General features: G+C 67.2%; 15 protein-coding genes and 1 pseudogene. 6 read left to right on the top strand and 10 right to left on the bottom strand.

Annotated features, from left to right (window positions below; translation table 11 throughout):
- Positions 1 to 77: 77 nt before the first annotated feature.
- On the bottom strand, positions 78 to 533 hold the full coding sequence (locus ACIGXX_RS41165) for a hypothetical protein (protein WP_399983829.1): 456 nt from the start codon (positions 531 to 533) through the stop codon (positions 78 to 80).
- A 139-nt stretch (positions 534 to 672) separates the two neighbouring features.
- The gene (locus tag ACIGXX_RS41170; RefSeq protein WP_399983832.1) at positions 673 to 1308 is read right to left on the bottom strand and encodes a hypothetical protein; all 636 of its coding nucleotides are present in this window, start codon (positions 1306 to 1308) and stop codon (positions 673 to 675) included.
- A 94-nt stretch (positions 1309 to 1402) separates the two neighbouring features.
- On the opposite strand from ACIGXX_RS41170, the gene ACIGXX_RS41175 reads away from it, so the two are divergent.
- Positions 1403 to 3025, top strand: a complete 1623-nt coding sequence (locus tag ACIGXX_RS41175) for a zinc-ribbon domain-containing protein (protein WP_399983835.1) — start codon at positions 1403 to 1405, stop codon at positions 3023 to 3025.
- 39 nt (positions 3026 to 3064) lie between these two features.
- Here ACIGXX_RS41175 and ACIGXX_RS41180 read toward each other — a convergent pair.
- The 3 genes and pseudogenes from ACIGXX_RS41180 to ACIGXX_RS41190 form a co-directional block, all read right to left on the bottom strand.
- Positions 3065 to 3199: pseudogene (locus tag ACIGXX_RS41180) on the bottom strand (transposase); the annotation flags it as partial.
- 7 nt (positions 3200 to 3206) lie between these two features.
- A complete protein-coding gene (locus ACIGXX_RS41185) occupies positions 3207 to 3458 on the bottom strand; it encodes a transposase (RefSeq protein WP_399983837.1) in 252 nt (83 codons plus the stop codon).
- 73 nt (positions 3459 to 3531) lie between these two features.
- A complete protein-coding gene (locus ACIGXX_RS41190; RefSeq protein ID WP_399983840.1) occupies positions 3532 to 3678 on the bottom strand; it encodes a hypothetical protein in 147 nt (48 codons plus the stop codon).
- Positions 3679 to 3858: 180 nt separating this feature from the next.
- Between ACIGXX_RS41190 and ACIGXX_RS41195 the strand changes: the two genes are divergently transcribed.
- Positions 3859 to 6804 carry a tetratricopeptide repeat protein gene (locus ACIGXX_RS41195; protein WP_399983843.1) on the top strand — a complete coding sequence of 982 codons (2946 nt, stop codon included), beginning with the start codon at positions 3859 to 3861 and terminating at the stop codon, positions 6802 to 6804.
- Positions 6805 to 7236: 432 nt separating this feature from the next.
- Complete coding sequence (locus ACIGXX_RS41200) at positions 7237 to 8028, top strand: hypothetical protein (protein WP_399983846.1); 792 nt, start codon at positions 7237 to 7239, stop codon at positions 8026 to 8028.
- Between the two features lie 165 nt (positions 8029 to 8193).
- Here ACIGXX_RS41200 and ACIGXX_RS41205 read toward each other — a convergent pair whose 3' ends face one another.
- The 4 genes from ACIGXX_RS41205 to ACIGXX_RS41220 are packed head-to-tail and all read right to left on the bottom strand — an operon-like array spanning position 8194 to position 11877.
- Positions 8194 to 9225 carry a SpaA isopeptide-forming pilin-related protein gene (locus ACIGXX_RS41205; RefSeq protein WP_399983849.1) on the bottom strand — a complete coding sequence of 344 codons (1032 nt, stop codon included), beginning with the start codon at positions 9223 to 9225 and terminating at the stop codon, positions 8194 to 8196.
- 50 nt (positions 9226 to 9275) lie between these two features.
- The gene (locus ACIGXX_RS41210; RefSeq protein ID WP_399983852.1) at positions 9276 to 9764 is read right to left on the bottom strand and encodes a hypothetical protein; all 489 of its coding nucleotides are present in this window, start codon (positions 9762 to 9764) and stop codon (positions 9276 to 9278) included.
- 32 nt (positions 9765 to 9796) lie between these two features.
- Positions 9797 to 10669: a DUF317 domain-containing protein gene (locus tag ACIGXX_RS41215; protein ID WP_399983855.1), complete on the bottom strand. Its 873-nt coding sequence runs from the start codon at positions 10667 to 10669 to the stop codon at positions 9797 to 9799.
- Entirely contained in the window at positions 10666 to 11877 is a 1212-nt protein-coding gene (locus ACIGXX_RS41220) for an acetyl-CoA carboxylase biotin carboxylase subunit family protein (protein WP_399983858.1), read from the bottom strand. Before ACIGXX_RS41220 ends, ACIGXX_RS41215 begins: the two co-directional genes overlap by 4 nt.
- 160 nt (positions 11878 to 12037) lie before the next feature.
- On the opposite strand from ACIGXX_RS41220, the gene ACIGXX_RS41225 reads away from it, so the two are divergent.
- From ACIGXX_RS41225 to ACIGXX_RS41235, 3 genes are read left to right on the top strand one after another with little or no spacing between them, the layout of a single operon-like run.
- Entirely contained in the window at positions 12038 to 13156 is a 1119-nt protein-coding gene (locus ACIGXX_RS41225; protein ID WP_399984135.1) for a tyrosine-type recombinase/integrase, read from the top strand.
- Positions 13157 to 13165: 9 nt separating this feature from the next.
- On the top strand, positions 13166 to 13510 hold the full coding sequence (locus tag ACIGXX_RS41230) for a helix-turn-helix domain-containing protein (protein WP_399983861.1): 345 nt from the start codon (positions 13166 to 13168) through the stop codon (positions 13508 to 13510).
- Between the two features lie 9 nt (positions 13511 to 13519).
- Positions 13520 to 16021, top strand: coding sequence for a hypothetical protein (locus tag ACIGXX_RS41235; RefSeq protein WP_399983865.1), 2502 nt, complete (start codon positions 13520 to 13522; stop codon positions 16019 to 16021).
- Positions 16022 to 16155: 134 nt separating this feature from the next.
- On the opposite strand, the gene ACIGXX_RS41240 is transcribed toward ACIGXX_RS41235, so the two are convergent.
- Complete coding sequence (locus ACIGXX_RS41240) at positions 16156 to 16458, bottom strand: hypothetical protein (protein WP_399983867.1); 303 nt, start codon at positions 16456 to 16458, stop codon at positions 16156 to 16158.
- Positions 16459 to 16472 lie beyond the last annotated feature (14 nt).

Below are 16472 nucleotides of genomic sequence, written 5' to 3' on the forward strand. Positions count from 1 at the left end.
GACATGCTGAGGTGCTGGACCCGCACCTGCACCACCTGCGGCCGCCCCCTCAAGACCAGCAGAACCAGAACAAGAACCTAACGAAGTACTACTAGTGTCCTGCGCCATGGGGGATCCAGCGTCACTCGATCCATGACGAGCAGCGCTGAGCCGATGTACTCCAGTCGTTCGCTGACTTCGTCGGTGAAGGAGCCCGTCTCGGGATCGAGGAGGACCTGAGCGGTCTCGTGCAGCTCCTCTGACTCCTCCTCCATGGCCCAGTACGCATTCCGGGCACCATCGAGGTGCACCCGGTAGAACGTCATCGACCCCACGGCGGCCTCCTCGACCGTGCACGAGGGGCAATCCGCCGTGCCGCAGCTACTCGTGGCCGCTGGTCCCTGGCCTCCGTCGTGCACACGCCGACGGTGGAGGACACCCACACTCCATCGCTCCAGCGTGTCAGCCTGCGGGGTGTCCCACAGGGGATCGTCGAAGGAGATACGCAGGTACAGGTCGGAGGGATCGCCTGGTAGCTGGGGCCGCTTGCTCACCCGGCAAACCTAGACGTTCAGGTCCTGCACGATGCATCAAGGACCTCGATCGACGCCCTGGGACAGCAGGTACCGCCGCGCATCCACTGCCGACCCGACACCGCATGGACCAGTGGCTCCCGCCAAAACAGCGTACTGATCACCAGAAGCAGCGGGTAGAGCCGGGTTCCTGGGGGCGGGCAGCAGCCCGTTGCTCGTCCGCGATCCGCTGCTGGTCCCGCCGCTGAGCGTCCACTCGGGCCTCGGGGCTGACGGCGCGGCCGGTGGTGATCGCCTCGGTGCCGGTCACCGTGGCCAGCGAGTACCGGAGTGGCGATTTACTGGACCGCGTGGGTAGGTGCAGCCGGGCCACACCGGCCGGGAGTTCGGCACGCAGCGCTCCGTGCCAGCGGATCCACAGAGCCGGGCGCCCGCGGAGTGCTTCGTCCCGGAGCTTATCCACGGCGGTGCTCTCGTCCGCACGGTCGATCTCCAGGGCGACCGGCGGGCCGTCTTTGCGAATCACGCGGAGGTCAAGGTAGGCAGACCAGGACGGCGACCAGTAGGAAAAGCAGCCCCCATCCAGCAATCGAGGCGGATCGATGTAGCGCATCTGCGCCTCTGTTCTGCACCTCCACCCCGACGCTCCCACCCAGTGCACCACAGCCTGGGTAATGGACTGGGTCGCCTCCTTGCCGGTCACACCGGTGAAGGAGAAACCGGTCCTGGACAGGTACGCGCGTAAGGAGACGGCGAGGTTCGCGGACTCACCAGCCTCCGTCAGTTCATAGGCCATCCAGCGATTCTCCGCTCACCCACTGACAACAGCGGGGCTCCAACCCGGTGATCTCGCAGGGGCATGTCAGTGGCGCGACCTACCGTGCGTGGCCATGACACGTCGCACCCGCTTCTTGGTCACGGAGCACCCGGCCATCGCTGCCCAGTGGCATCCGGACCTGAACACCCGCCTGGACCTGGAGCAAATCGGTCCCGGCTCCCACAAGGCGGTGTTTTGGCAGTGCGATGCCGGACACGTCTGGCAGGCCCAAGTCCATTCCCGGGTCGCCGGAACTGGCTGCCCATGGTGCGCGGGGTACGTGCCCCGTGGCCGGTCCACCCTCAGCGAGCACTCGCCTGACCTGTTGGCCCAGTGGCACCCACGCAACGACGCCTCGCCGGACCAGTTTGGGCCTGGCTCGCAGCGCCAGGTCTGGTGGCGCTGTCCGATCGGGCACGAGTACCAGGCGCGAATATCCAACCGCACCCGCGGGACCGGCTGCCCGGTCTGCGCGAGAGCCGGCCGCGTCGCCCCGGCCGGGCGCTTGGTCGACATGCCTGAGCTGTTCGCGGAGGTGGACCCCGACGCCGCACCGGCCGATGTGGCAGAACTGCTGGTCAACTCCCGCGTAAGGCTGGGATGGCGGTGTTCCCGGGGCCACCGCTGGGAGGCGAAGGTGAGCCACCGAACCGTCGCCGGTTCGGGCTGCCCGGCCTGTGCCCGGAGGAAGCGTGCTCCCGCGCTCCCCGAGGCGCGACCTGATCTGGCGGCGCAGTGGTACCCCGCGCGCAACAACGGACTGACCGCTGATGCTGTTACCGCCGGTTCACACCGCCTGGTCTGGTGGAGGTGTGGCGTGTGCGCCGGCGAGTTCCGGGCCAAGGTGTTTCATCGCGTCCGCGGCGTGGCAGCGTGCCCCTCCTGTTCTGGCCGGGTGCGCTACCAGGCGCTGTCGATCGAGGGTCCTGAGATCGCGGCGCTGTGGCACCCGTCTCTAAACGAGGACCTCACCCCGGCCGGGGTTACGGCCGGGGCCAACGTGCCAGTCTGGTGGCTGTGCCCAGCCGGGCATGAACCTTGGTCCGCGCAAGTGGCGCACGTGTTCATGGGCAGGCAGGGCTGCCCGCGCTGCCGGAAGCGGACAAACGTCTCCCGGCAGGAGATGGAACTGTTCGCCGAACTCCAGCTCGTCCTCACCGGCGGGGAGCAGCAGTACCCGCTGCAGACGCCGAACGGTCGCTACCGGCTCGACATGCTCTTCCCAGCAGACCACGGCCAGGCGCTGGTTGTGGAGTTCGACGGCTCGTACTGGCACCGTGACTCTGAGGAAGGCGACCGGCTCAAGGCGGAAGCCGTAGAACGCCACCGGCCCGACTGGATGGTGGTGCGGGTACGTGAGGAACCGCTGCGGCCGACCCGACATCGCGATGTGGTCGTGCCGTATCTGGCGGACCCGTTCACGGCCGCCAGCATCGTTCTCGAGCAATTGATGCCGATGGTGTCGTGGCCCGACGGTACCCGTCAGCGTGCGCGCGCCTACCTCAGGGGCGGGCGCCGTCTGGGAGCTGCGCTGGCCCAGCATCTGATCAGCGAGCGCCAGCCTGCCGCTGCTGCGGGTCGGCGGCCGACCCGCATCCCAGCCCCACCTGGGACGGATCGCGGGCCTGCAACCCGCTCTGTGGTGAGGGGCGTCGGTCGAGGACGGGCTACTCGGCCAGATGCGGACCCCTCTTGAGCTGTAGCCTTTGTCCCCCAGGACGCGATCGGGCCGGGCTCGGGGCCGTCCCGGTCCAATCCGGGGCACCCGGATCGATTCCATCACGGCGGTGAACTGGGTGCAGTCGTTGGTGTTGCCGCCCGTCACGACGGAGGCGAACGGATGGCCCCGGCCGTCGCAGGCCAGGTGGATCTGCTGGTCAGACCACCAGCCAGCCGACGTCGCCGGCGGCGTCCGCCTGGGCGGCGCGGAGCATCCGCTCGAACGTGCCGTCCGCCGTCCACCGGCGAAAACGGGTTTCCAGCGTGGCCCACGGCCCGTACCGCTCTGGCACGTTCCGCCAGGCCGTCCCGGTACGGAACTTCCACACGATCCCGTTGAGGACCCTGCGGTCATCCAGCCGCTTGCGCCCGGCAACTACACGGGCAGTAACGGTCGGAGGAACTCCCACTCGGCGTCGGATAGTTCATGGCGACGCATCACCCACCCATGATCCACCACTCAAGAACATTTGAAGACGCTGCCTAGCGGGAACGCAGCCAGAAGATCAGAAGGCCAACCATTCCCGAGCCAGCGGCACCGGCGGCGCTGAGTGCCGCCTGTTGGGCGAGCCTGCGCCAGAACCCCGCCCTGGCGGAACGCAGTCGCTTGCTCTCGTCGGACATAGCCATGGCGCTTCCTCCTCATCAGGACTGGGGACTGTGCCCCAGCCACTGATGATGGCCGACCAGAGAGCACCGAAGGCTCATGGGAGCGTTGCCACTCACAGTGGCAGCGCCATCCGGTGTTGCCAGCTGAGGTAGCAACTCATCTTGCGTGTGGACGAGTTGGTATGCCGCAATACTGACTCAATGCATAACGGACAGGTGCCCGCCCCCAAGGAAGCAGGCGCAATCAGCCCGGTCCGGCCAAAAGCACGCCTGGAGCCACTGAAGGACGGGTTAGCTCCGGAGAAGCGGGCTCTGGCTGAGGACCTGCGTCGCATCTTTCTCGCGCTGAAGATCAGCGTGCGACGCTACGCCGAGAGGCAGTACCTCAGTCCAAGTACCGTGACGCGCTACCTCAATGGTGAGCGGATCCCACCGTGGAACTTCGTCGCGGGCGTCATCACGGAGGCGCAGGAGTACCGTGCGCCCCTCACAGCTGGCGCAGAGGACACGCTACGGGAACTGCACCGAGAAGCCATCGAGGCCAACAGACACAGTGATGTACAGAGGCTGCAGGCCAGAGTCGTGGAAGCCGACGAGAACACCCTGCGCATCGCATCGCAGCAGCAGGCTCTTCGTAAGGCCCTGCGGGATCGGGAAGGCCGCCTGACGAGCCTCCGAAGTCGATGCCGGAGCCTTGAGACGCAGTTTGAGGAACAGCGGCTCGCTCACCGGGCCGAAGTCCAGTTCCAGCGCAGCGAGTACCAGCGGTTGCAGGAGGAATGTAGTGACCTGCAAGATCAAGTGGCCTACCTGCAGGAGGCCCTGAGCCTAACCCGCACCGAGCTGATCGCTGCCGAGGACCGGTGCCACCGGTTGGAGACCCGGCTCGAAACTGTCCAGGGGCTATATGCGGACGAGCGCGAGGCCGACGAGGTGCACTCGCTCATGACGAGACTGGTGGAGCTTGCGGACCACGGCTCCTCGGTGCCTGAGTTAGTGCGAGCCGTGGGCAAGCTGGAGCGACGAGCCTGGCAGGCCGTAGAGAGCGGGTTGCCGTCGTCGGCTGACCAGTCGCACTGCATCGAAGGGGGAACGGGGCTCCGGGCCGCACTGGCTATCTATCGGGAAATCGGTGATACCCAGGGACAAGTCCGGACTCTCTTTCGACTCGGCACTCAGGCTGCAAAGCAAGCAGATACCAAGCGGGCTATTGACCACTTCGGTACATGCGCCCGTCTCGCCGCCCAACTCGGCGACTACGAACGCGGGGCTCGGGCACTGGCTCATCTGGCATCCTGCCATGGAGGTATAGGGCAACTTGATGAGGCGCATATGTACTTCGCCGATGCGCGAGACATGGCCAACCATCTCAAGAACCCCATCGTCGCCGCGCAGACCCTGCAGAGAAATGCCGACTTTCTGTGGACCCAGGGCCGGATCGGTGAAGCCATTACCCACCTGACGGACGCGGTGCGCTTACTGGAAGACACCGGGGAAGGACGCGACTTGGCGCGGACCCGGGTCGCGCTGGGGGAAGCACTTGTGGTCGCAGGACGATGGAGATATGGCCTTCAGATCCTGCAGTCGGTTCTCGCCGAGACGGACCATTCATCCCCTGCGCTCAGAGCTCAGGCGACGCGCGCGCTTGCTATCAGCCACTCGCGCAGGGGTCTCCACAGAGAGGCAGAGTCGACCATCATCCTGGCACTTGACCAGTGCGAGCGGTCCGCCCACGAGTCGGGGATCATGCAGTGCAGGCTGACTCTGGCCAACGTGTACGCCCGCGACCAGGAATGGAGCAAGGCACTCGATCAGTACAGCAAAGCCACCAAGCTTGCCGTGGAACAGAAAGCCCTTCATGCGCTCCTCGTCGCCCGTGCCATGGCTGCGGTGTGCCGGTTGCGAGGTGAGGAGCGAGACCGGGCTGGCGACGAGATCGTCAACCTCATTCCCCTCATTGAACAGTTTGGGATGCACTCGGTTAAGGCTGCTCTGCGTCTCAACCTAGGATCGCACCACGCACGCTTCGGTGATCACGAGAAGGCGCTGACTGAATTCCGCAAAGCTCGGACCGTCATCGAACAGCTCGCTGACGACACCCTGCGCGCCCCCTGCTTTCTCAACATGGCTCGCTCCTACCGGGCACTCGGTGACATCGAGCGGTCTCGCACACACGCGCTGGAAGCCTTCGCTGTACACCACGAACTCGGTGATTGGCCACTGGCCGGCGAGGCGCTGGTGCTGCTCGGAGGTCTGTACGTAGACGTGGGGTCGGGCAACTCCTTCGAGCCCGCGCTCGAAGATCTAGTTGGGTCCGAGCAACAAGTCGACGAACGCGCCCTGGAGGCCATCGCCCGTTCCCGCCCCACCAGGAACCGATCCGTCAAGGAAGCTGGTACCAAGGTCAGCTACCCCCTTACCGTCGCCTCTGCCGGCAGGAAGATCAACATCTCGGATTCCGTCCGGCGAGCACTAACCGGAATCGGCATTGATCCGCTTCTCAGATACCTCGGGAGCGCCCGCCGGACATGCGAGGTGTGCCAGCTCTTGATCGACGAGGCAGGGAAGGCCGAACTTCTCCTCATGAAGCACCAAGCCATGGACCGCCTCATGCTGCGACTGTCTCATCCTCACTGCATGGTCTCCCAGGTGGTCCAGCTGGAGGGCTGGGCGCCAACGGAACCCGAGGTCGTCCTCGAAGTGGAGTGCATTCTGTTCGGCGGAGATCGCGCCGGGATCATCGTCGACTGTTTGGGGGGGTGGGGCATTCATGAAGACGCGCGGGTCGAAGACCTCGTCCTCACGACGTACCGCAAGGCAGGGTTCACCGATCTGCAGATGATGCTCCAGACCGAGAATCATGAACGCGTGGATCTGCGCGACATCCCAGGAGTCACTAGCGGCAGCGTCCGGGCTCACCTCCAGGATACGAATCTCTCAATCAGCAGCCCAGACGGCCAGCTTCTCTGTCGCATGCCGCTGAATTTCTACCCCAGCTGGTACCGGAGCGCAGCCCAGGGGTCATTGATCGTCGTAGTGGGAAGGAATCTACAAGGCATGGCGGCCGACGATCCGTCCTACCTTCTGCGCGCCATGGTTACGGGGAACACCGTCGGCGGCTCCGTACCACTGACAGTGGCCGCCTAACCTCCGGTCACCTTCGAACCGGGTGGCGATGGCCCACTTCGAAGCGACACGAACGCAGACGCTTGGGGACGCTGTGCGTTCACGACGAGGGCTCCCCGGCGTGCTTCCTTGACCGGGCGACGTGATCTGGCTTTCATCGTTGCGGGCCAGTGAACGCCCGGCCGCGCGTTGGCAGAGCCCCCGCAGCTCCTTCGCCGAGAACGGCCAGAAGTGTCACCAACCGTCCCAGCACATCAGTACCCTGCACAAAGCGCTCGCCGCCGGGGGCCGGTCTCGCGCGGAAAAACGACCATGCCCCGACCGTCCGCTCTGGGTCTCACCACAGACCGACGTCGCAGCACCGGAGAATCCCACCAGGCCCTGCACTCCCTCCTCACGGGCGACGGCCAGGCACTCGCTATCCCGTCAGCTCGCCACCGTGAACAGGCGCACTTGGAAGCCGAACTCTTCCTCGCCTGTAGCAAGATCGGTGGTCTCTCGCAGCACCCTTTCGGAATCGCCTGTGCCCGTCCCGAACAGGAACTGCTCACTCTGCGACTCGTCAACGAGCCATGTGTCCTCCACTACTGGATCGAGTTCCTTCTGCCCCGCCTCGCCGACGAGGAGGCAGCGGATCCGCAGGACCAGCTCACAGGCGTCGCTGGACTGCGATTCCGTCACGAGAGTGGCGGCGTCTGCCTGTACCTGCCCGGAATGCCCGCGAGGATCAGGCTGACCGGCTTCCATCCCCGCTGGTGGAAGCGCATCGTCGACCGCCTCCCCCACGAGTACGGGGACACGCTCCTCCACAATGAGCCGGACTGGACACCGGTCGAGCGGGCGGCCTACGCGGCAACCGCTTCTTCCCTCTCTCCTCGCGCGCCAGCTTCGGTCTTCTCCGATCTCCTCCGACGCATCCGCGCAACGGCTGGCCCCGGAGAGATCAACGCGACTGATGCTTGGCGGGCGTTCAAGGGCTTTCGGATGGAAACGACCGACGGACCGCCCTGTCCCGATCTCATCCGACTCCTCGGCGATGGCCCCACCGGACTTGGCTGGGTAGTCGACCGCAAGGTGTGCACCTGTCTGTGCGACCACTTCCATGCAGATGTGGGATGCAACATCAGCTTTCGCATGCCCGCCACAGGAGGGGTGGTGTACTACTCCAACGCCAAGTGGGGCCGAACCCTCGATGGCAAGAGGAAGGCAATCATCGCCGAGCTGAACCAAGCCGCCTTCCGGTGATGCCGCACCAGCCCAGCTCCAACTGGCAGAAGCCGAACAGGCCACGTGCCGAGCTGGCAGACAAGCCAACTGCCAGTCTCTGCACCCGCTATGGGCACCTGGGCGCCAGACAGATTCCAGCCCCCGGGATCGGAGATCCCAAGGGCTGGACGGGTCATGCGTATGTCAGTTCTCCGCGGAGCCATCGTCGGTGGCGTGGTCCGTACGGCGTCGGCGCGTTACGACAAGGGTGCCGGCACCTGCGGCGAGGAGCACCCCGGCGACGCCGATCAGCCACGGGGTGGCGTCGGCGCCGGTGTGCGCGAGCGAGCCCGCGGGGGCGGGCGCCGCGGTGCTCGACGCGGTCTCGTCGGCGGTCGGTGCACCCGAGGCGGACGGCACCGAGACGTCCTCATCCTTGTCGGGCGTGTCCGGAGTCGGCCGGTCGGAGGGCTTGTCCGGGGTCGGCAGGCCGCTCGGCTTGTCGGTGGGCTTTTCCGTAGGCGGTGGAGGCGTGGCGGTCTTGGCGTTGGTGGTGGTCACCGTCACCGGATCGCCCGGCTTGGCCTTGAACGTCTTCAAGGGCTTGTAGATCTCATATCCCTCGGGCGCCTTCACCTGCTTGACCCAGAAGCCGCTGCCGGTACGGGAGTTGACGGGCACCTTGCCGGTGGCTGTGCCGTCGGATCCGGTGGTCAGCGTCAGGATGGTCTTGTCGCCGCTGCCGATGTTGACCGTCGATCCGGGCAGCAGCTTGCTGGTCTTGTCGTCCTTGGCCTTCAGCAGGACCGAGGCGTCCTTGAACGGGTCGACGATCGTGAGTGGTGTGTCAACGCCGGGGGTGACGATCACGTCCTGGTCGTCGACCGTGTCGTGCAGAGGGCTGCCGCTGGTGACCTCCTTGAGGCGGTAGACCCCCGGCGTGAGGTCCTGGAGAGCAAGCTGCCCCTGAGCGTCGGTCTTGCCGTTGGCGGCTTCCTTGCCAGCGGAGTCGAACAGGGTGAAGGACGCGCCGGCGAGCACGTCGCCTCCGGAGTCCTTCTTCAAAATGGCAACGCCACCGGTCTCCGCCTCGGCCGCTTTGCGCGGAGTCGAGGACGAGGACGGTGTGGGCTCGGTGCTCTGGGCCGATGCGGTGGGTGCCCAGGACAGGCTGCCGGTCGCCGCAGCAGCGACGGCGACAGCGGCCGGAAGGGTGCGAGCGGAACGGATGCGCAAGAAGGGACTCTCCAAGGGATACGGGCGGGAACAGGTGGAGGTGGGCGGGCTCAGCGGGTGCGGGCACCGTTGTGTGTGATCGGCGGGACGGCCGCACTGAGCGCGGTGCGGCTAGCCGTGCGGCCGGGCGCGGACGCGGTCCAGGAGCCGGGGAACCAGACGCCGGTGTACTGCTCGATGGCGTCGCGCAGCCCGGTGGTGACGGCCCCGTCCCACGGTGGCCGTCCAGGACGGTGGTATTTGTCGAAGGTGCCGTACTGCTTGGTGTTCGGCCGGGTGTTGGTGGCTTCGTCGCGGCGGTGGAAGGTTCCGTGGTCCACGAAGCTGAGCGCCACCGCGTCGATTTCGCCGCAGTCCGGGTGAACGACCGCCACGCGCAGACCGCCGTAGGTGTCCGCGTGGATGGTGCGGCTGAAGTCGATCCGCAGCCGCAACGGTGCGCCCGGGACGGGGACGGCGAAGTAGGTGTTGCCCACGACGGTGTGGGCGTGGAAGGGGAGGCACAGCTCGGCGAAGAACTCGGGGGCCTGCAGGGACAAGAAGGCTTCTCCGGTCTAGGGTTGGGCCGCTGTCAGCGACGAGGGCCGGGCAGCGCAGGTCGGCTGGTGGTAGTCCAGCGCGGGACGCTGGCCGCGGGGAGCACGGCCGGGCGTCGGGACACGACGGCCCGCTGCACGTCGAGCGGCGTGGGGGCCGGCGGCTCGGCCGGGAGGATGGGGGTGAGCTGGGCCATGCCCTTGATGTAGCTGGAGGTCTCCTGCCGCCACCGGGGCAGCGGAGCCGGATCGGCGATGCAGTCAGTGACAGCGGTGAGCAGGGCGACGGGGGTTTCGGTGCTGGCCGTGGCGTACCAGGCAGGCCGGTCGATGGACTTGCCTGCCCACAGCTGCCAACGCGCGTCCCGCGTGGTCAGCTCGGCTTCCGGATCGAGATCGCCGGTAGTGAACTCCATGCCGGCGAGCCCGTCCGGGGCCTGGACCGCGAAGACGCCCCCGCGCGGACGGTCAATCTCCCAGCCCTGTTTCAGGAGCGGGACGACGGCGAGAAAGGGGTCCTGCTCGTCGGTCCCGGAGACCGGCTGGGCCAGGTAGGCGTCCGGCCCCTGCTCGTACGCCGTGGCGAGGACGGTGGTGAACGCCTGGACGAACTCGGTGGGGACACGGTCGTTGAAACACACACCCCACGCCGGCGGGCCGAACGAGTCCTTGTAGGCGTTGATGCGCCAGAGCCCGTCGTCCTCCCCCTCGGGCAGGTAGCCCAGGCGCACGCGCCGGTCGGGAGCGCTCACGTACACGTTGCCGAGGTCGTCGTGCTGCAGTTCCCAGCCGAGGTCGAGCAGCGGGGCGAGAGCGGGGTCACCGATCCCGGTGGTGGACGCGAGGTGACGCGGGGAAACGTAGACGTCGCCGTCGATGTCGCGGAGCGGATCGGACTGTTGGCTCATCGGTCCGCCCTTACCGTGACGGTGATCTCGTCGGCGGCGATGTCGAGCCGTTCGGTGACCTCCGCCGTACTGCGGCCGGTGACGATGTAGAACCCGGCCCGGGCAGTGAACACGTCGCCTTCGGGCGGCAGGAGGAGCGTGTCACCGATCTCGCGGATCCACTGCACCTGCCCCAGCCACGGAGTGTGAGCGGTGAACGGCTTGTTGATGTGCCGTGCGGTGAGGGTGCCGGAGGCGTCCGGGTAGAGCATGCGGATGCCCGCAGCCCCGCTGCGGGACGGGGTGAGGTCCGGTGCTCGGCCGCAGGCGAGGTCGGCCGCGGCTCGTGGCAGGTCGACTCCGGTGGCGAGGCGGACGAGGTGGCCGATCATGTCGCCGCCGATGCGTGCGTTGACCTCGATCAGCCGGGGCCGCCCGTCCACGAGGCGCATCTCGACGTGCTGCACACCGTCGGTGATCCCCAACGCCTTGACCGCGGCAGCGGCGGCCGGGGCGACCTGGGCCAGGAGCGGGTCGGTGGCATCGACGGTGTGGCCGGTCTCGTCGAAGTACGGTTCGGGTCCCAGGTGCTTGCGGGTTAGGGCGACCGCAGTGGTCGCGCCGTGGTGGGTGACGCACTCGACCGAGACCTCCGGCCCGTCGAGGTACTCCTCGACCAGGACGCCGGTGTCCTCGCGGCTGCGGCTCGCGCCGGCCGAGGCGAACGCGAACGCGGCGGGCAGCTCTTCGGGGCGGTCAACGCGGATCACGCCGATGCTGCCGGCGAACGCGGAGGGCTTGAGGACGGCGGGGTAGCCCAGCGTCTTCGTTGCCAGCCGGGCCTCCAGCGGGGTCCGCACCTCCATCGAGGAGGCTGACAGCACCCCATGGCGGGCGAACAGGGTGCGGGCGACGGACTTGTTGCGGCAGGCCCGCATCACCTCGACGGACGTCGAGGACAGACCGAGCGCGCGAGCGAGGCGGGCGGTGGGGACGAGGTTCCACTCGTCCCAGGTGACCACTCCGACGAGGTCGTGGCGCTCGGCTAGGGCCCGGCCGGCGGCGAGCAAGGCTGCGGGGTCGGTCAAGTCGACGACGGTGTGGTCGACGATGAACGGCTTCTCCCATGACGGCTCGGCGTTGGTGAGCAGGACGACGTCGTACGCGGCAGCTACCTGCTCAAGGCAATAGCCGCGATAGGTCTCGTCGCCGGGAGAAACGACGAGCACGAGGGGAAACCCCGGGGAATTGCGCTTAATGCACGATCCGTTGGGGTGCGAGCTGGGGACCTGTGACATTGAGCCACGTCCTTCCTATCAAATCGAGAGTTGTTGACCTGCCCCTTTGCGGGCAGGCATGCATTTGATGCAAGATTCGTGCACCCAGAAGATGGGAGTGTGCGTGTCTACGACGGGGTTAAGCGAGGGCTCTGCACGCCTCGTGCTGCTCGACGGCGTCTCGCTGCTGCACCCCGAAGACGCTGTTTTCGAGGCGATGTTGGAAGGGTGGAGCCGACAGCAGCGCGGCGGGCGTCGGCTTCAGCCGAAGACCATCCGCGACCGCCGGAACCTGGTCCGGCGCTTCGGCGCATACGTCAACGCCTATCCGTGGCAGTGGTCGGCGGCGGACTGCGACGAGTGGATGACACACCTGCTCGCGGAGTTGCAGCGCGCAGAATCGACCATCCGCAGCTACCAGTGCACCTTGCGGCTGTTCTGCGACTACGTCACGTCGCCGCACTACCAATGGCCTGCCGAGTGTGAACTGCGCTTCGGCACCCACCCGGTGCAGATCTGCCACGAGTGGAACACCATCGCCCACCTCACCGACTACGAGGGTGACCCCGACCGGCGGCCGATGACCCGCGAGGAGTGCCAGGCATTCTTCGACTACGCCGACAACCAGGTCGAGCGGGCCATCCGGCTTGGCCGCAAGGGCGCACTCGCGGCCTACCGGGACGCCACCGTCTTCAAGACGATCTATGGATGGGGCTTGCGCGCCACGGAGACCTCCCGCCTTGACGTCCCCGACTTCTACCGCAACCCCAAGGCACCGGAGTTGGGACGCTTCGGCTCGCTCCATGTCCGCTACGGCAAACGCACCCGGGGCTCGCCGCCGCGGCGCCGGATGGTGCTGAGCGTGATGCCTTGGGCGGTGGAGGCAGTCGAGGACTACGTGAGCAACGTCCGCCCCCGGTATGCGCATGCGTCCCGTACGTCTGCGTTGTGGCTGACCGAGCGCGGCGGGCGCCTGCAGGCGCGGGAGATTGAGGAGCGGTTCGCTGCCTACCGTGACGCCCTGGGCATGGACGCAGAGTTGGTGCCGCACTGCCTGCGACACAGCCACGTCACGCACCAGATCGAGGACGGCGCGGACCCGACCTTCGTACAGAACCAGGTCGGACACCGCTTCGCGTCGACGACCGCGCTCTACACCGGGGTGAGCGGCGATTTCATGAACACGATGATGCGTAAGGTGCTGGACCGGGCCCTTCAGGGCGGACAGTAGGGAGTGGGCATGACGGCGAAACTGGACTACCGCTGGCACCTGCGGGAGGTGATGGCTACACGCGGCCTGTTCCAGACGACCGACCTCGTCCCGCGCCTGGCCGAGCGTGGGATCGAATTGTCCGCCAGCCAGACCTATCGCCTGGTAACCGAGCGGCCCGAGCGTCTGAGTCTGCGGACGCTCATGGCCCTGCTCGACATCCTCGGCTGCACGATGGACGACCTCATCGAGCCGGTCGCGGCCGTCGGGGCCGGACGTAAGAAGGCCGCCACTGGTGAAGGTCCCCGTCGCGGTGAAGGTCCCTCTGGCGTCGGGGAGTTCCGTCCCAAGCGGGCCCGCATCGTTCCCGAGTAGCCGCCGCGTATGTCGGAGATGCTGCCGCGTTTCGCCAGCGAGCCGGAGCAGGTCATTGTCGAAGCTGTGCAGGCTGTCGAACCACAACTCGCCGCCACGCTCGTGGAGCGGGTGCTGATCACCACGGTCAAGCGCCGGCCCGATCGTCGCGATTTGGCCCAGGCCCTCGACGCGGATCCCGAACTTCTCACCTCCACACGGGCAGCAGGACCTGCGGCGCTCGGTCGGCTTATCCACGGCTTGCGCGAGCATGGCGCCGTCCGGCTGCAACTGCCTCGATGCGCCCGCTGCGGGGCCCAGCGCCAGCTGAAGGGCCAGCCCGGCCAGCCCCGCATCTGCGCCTCCTGCCAGACCCGGCTCATCGCCAGGGCAAATCCGTGCGTGATCTGCGGCAGCCGGAACTACTCCGGCCGCGACCGCGATGGGCAGCCCCGTTGCACCAGGCACCCGCCCCATGACGGGCGTGACGTCCTGGCCGAGCTGGTCCAGCTCATCGCAGAGATCCCGATCGCACTGCCAAAGGAGACGATCGCCGAAGCTGTCCGCTCGACGGAACGCAGTAAGAACGGACAGCTCCGGCTGCTCTGGGCCCTGGAGGACGTCCCCGGGCTGCTCACCGGTGACGGCACACACGGCCCTCCTCGGGGACTGCGTCTCATCCACGAACTGCTCGCCCGCGGCGCGCAGGGCGTCGTCAACCCGCCTTGCCCGTACTGCCGGCGCAACATTGGGCTGACCATGCAACGGGACGGACTGCGCTGCTGTCGCAACTGCTGGCAGGAGATCCGCCCGCAGACCTGCTCGCGGTGTAAGAAGAACGCGCAGGTCGCCACCCGCACCCACGACGGGAAAGCCCTCTGTGGCAACTGCTATCGAAGTGCGCCGTTCAACCAGCGCATCTGTGTCCAGTGCGGCGAGCTGAAGCGGGCCCTCGGACGAACCAGCGACGGACTGGTATGCCGGCGCTGTCACCAGCTGCCGTTCGCCCGCTGCTCGGTGTGCGACAGCACGAGGCCCTGTCACTCCTCCCGCACCGGGTCCCCCGTCTGCGGGCCTTGCCGTATCGAGGCACACCCTCCCAAGGAGTGCAGCGGGTGCGGCTTGCTGCGCTGGGTCGAGTACCTCACGGCATCCGGCGAGCCCCTGTGTAAACAGTGCCGCGCGCCCAAGGGGCTGTGCGCACAGTGCGAAAGGACCCGCCCGACCTACGGACGTACCGCACAGGGTGAGCCGCTGTGCGAGACCTGCTGGAAGCGGCACGAGCGCGCCCGACGGCCGTGCTCTGGGTGCGGAACTGTCGAGAGGCTGTTCCACTTCGGGATGTGCGCCAGTTGCGCGGCCCGCCACCAACTCACCCTCGCCCTGACCGGCCCCGACGGAGCCATGCGTAAGGAACTGGTGTACGTCCATTCCGCATTGCTCCGCATCACCAGCCCGCGCGCGCTGCTCGCGTGGCTGCGCCGCAGCCCCGGCAGCCGTGACGTTCTCAACCACCTCGTCCATGGAAGCGGCCCTGTCACCCACGAGGTCCTCGACGACTGCCGACCGGTCAAGGTCGCCCGACATCTGCGCGCCGTGCTGGTGGCCGGAGGCGCGCTGCCCGAACGCGACGAGCACCTCGCCGTCCTTGAGCTCTGGCTCGCCGACGCATACGTGCGCGTCCCGGCAGCCGAGGACCGTCAAACCCTGCGCAGTTACATCACATGCCAGCACCTGCGACGACTGCGACAGGCCGGTCGGCCAATCACGCATGGACAGGCCCAGGGTGTACGGCACGAGGCTGCCACTGTCGTACGACTGCTGCAGTGGCTCGACCGGCAGGGCCACACCCTCACATCCTGCGCTCAAGACCACATCGACACATGGATGGCCGATGGCCCCGTCAACCGCAGCCGAGCCCGCTCTTTCCTGAACTGGGCCGCCCGCCGCGGAAGTGCGCCACCACTCGAATTCCCCACCGAAACTCGGGACTTCAGCGTCGAGGTCATCGCCCAAGACCATCGCTGGCAGCTGGTACGTCGCCTGGTCCACGACGAGACATTGGACGACGTGGTCCGCGTTGCTGGCCTGCTCGTCCTGCTCTTCGCGCAGCCGCCCAGCCGGATCACCCAGCTCACCACTGACCATGTCACCTGCGCCGAGGACAGCGTCAGCATCCGGCTGGGCAAGGTCCCCGCACAGGTGCCGCCGCCCTTGGACGAACTGATCCGCCGCCTGGTACGGCGCCGCCGCGGTCACAGCGCCACGGAGCCCGACGAGAATCTGGCGTGGCTGTTCCCTGGCGGCTATGCCGGGCGACCTATGTCCTCCGCACACCTGAGCCACAGGCTCAAGCAGATCGGCATTCGGCCGCGCGCCGGGCGGCATACCGCACTCATGGACATTGCGGCCGAGCTGCCCGCTGTCGTGGTCAGCCGGCTGCTGGGCTTCCACCAGAACACGGCCGACCTGTGGCAGCGCGAGCGCCAAGGTTTCAGCCCTGAGCACGCCGCCGACCTCTCGCGCAGGTGATCGGTGCTGGTCCGCTCCGCGGCCCGACGATGCGGAGTGATTCCGCAACTTCGAATAGCCGGGCTTGCCAACACGAGCGGACAAGAAAGGGTTCTCCGTATCGGTGGACGGCAGGACGAGGGCGCTGGGGTGTCTCAGGCCGCACGGCGGCGGCGCAGCTCGAACGCCCCGGCCCAGTGGGGGTGGTCGTCGATGAGGCGGCGGGCGTAGAGGGCGGTGAAGTTGTTGTTCAGCCCGGCGACGCCGTACGGGAGTTGGCGGCGCACGTCTTCGAAGAGGTCCTTCAAGCTGACCCGTGTGGCGCCGGAGGCCAGTCGGCGGGCGGCCATGCGTTCCAGAGCGCGGTAGACGTGCGGGTTGTGGACGTCGAAGACGTGGAACTGTTCGGCGATGGTGCGGCCGGTCGCGCGGTGCGATCCGAGGACGGCGGTGGGCATGAGGTTCTCCACAG

The organism is Streptomyces sp. NPDC055243 (assembly GCF_044544025.1).
Classification (GTDB): domain Bacteria; phylum Actinomycetota; class Actinomycetes; order Streptomycetales; family Streptomycetaceae; genus Streptomyces.

Coding starts and splice junctions, on each gene's coding strand:
- ACIGXX_RS41170 (WP_399983832.1), bottom strand. CDS start 1,308: ATGGCCTATGAACTGACGGAGGCTGGTGAGTCCGCGAACCTCGCCGTC.
- ACIGXX_RS41175 (WP_399983835.1), top strand. CDS start 1,403: ATGACACGTCGCACCCGCTTCTTGGTCACGGAGCACCCGGCCATCGCT.
- ACIGXX_RS41190 (WP_399983840.1), bottom strand. CDS start 3,678: ATGGCTATGTCCGACGAGAGCAAGCGACTGCGTTCCGCCAGGGCGGGG.
- ACIGXX_RS41195 (WP_399983843.1), top strand. CDS start 3,859: ATGCATAACGGACAGGTGCCCGCCCCCAAGGAAGCAGGCGCAATCAGC.
- ACIGXX_RS41215 (WP_399983855.1), bottom strand. CDS start 10,669: ATGAGCCAACAGTCCGATCCGCTCCGCGACATCGACGGCGACGTCTAC.
- ACIGXX_RS41225 (WP_399984135.1), top strand. CDS start 12,038: ATGGGAGTGTGCGTGTCTACGACGGGGTTAAGCGAGGGCTCTGCACGC.
- ACIGXX_RS41230 (WP_399983861.1), top strand. CDS start 13,166: ATGACGGCGAAACTGGACTACCGCTGGCACCTGCGGGAGGTGATGGCT.
- ACIGXX_RS41235 (WP_399983865.1), top strand. CDS start 13,520: ATGTCGGAGATGCTGCCGCGTTTCGCCAGCGAGCCGGAGCAGGTCATT.
- ACIGXX_RS41240 (WP_399983867.1), bottom strand. CDS start 16,458: ATGCCCACCGCCGTCCTCGGATCGCACCGCGCGACCGGCCGCACCATC.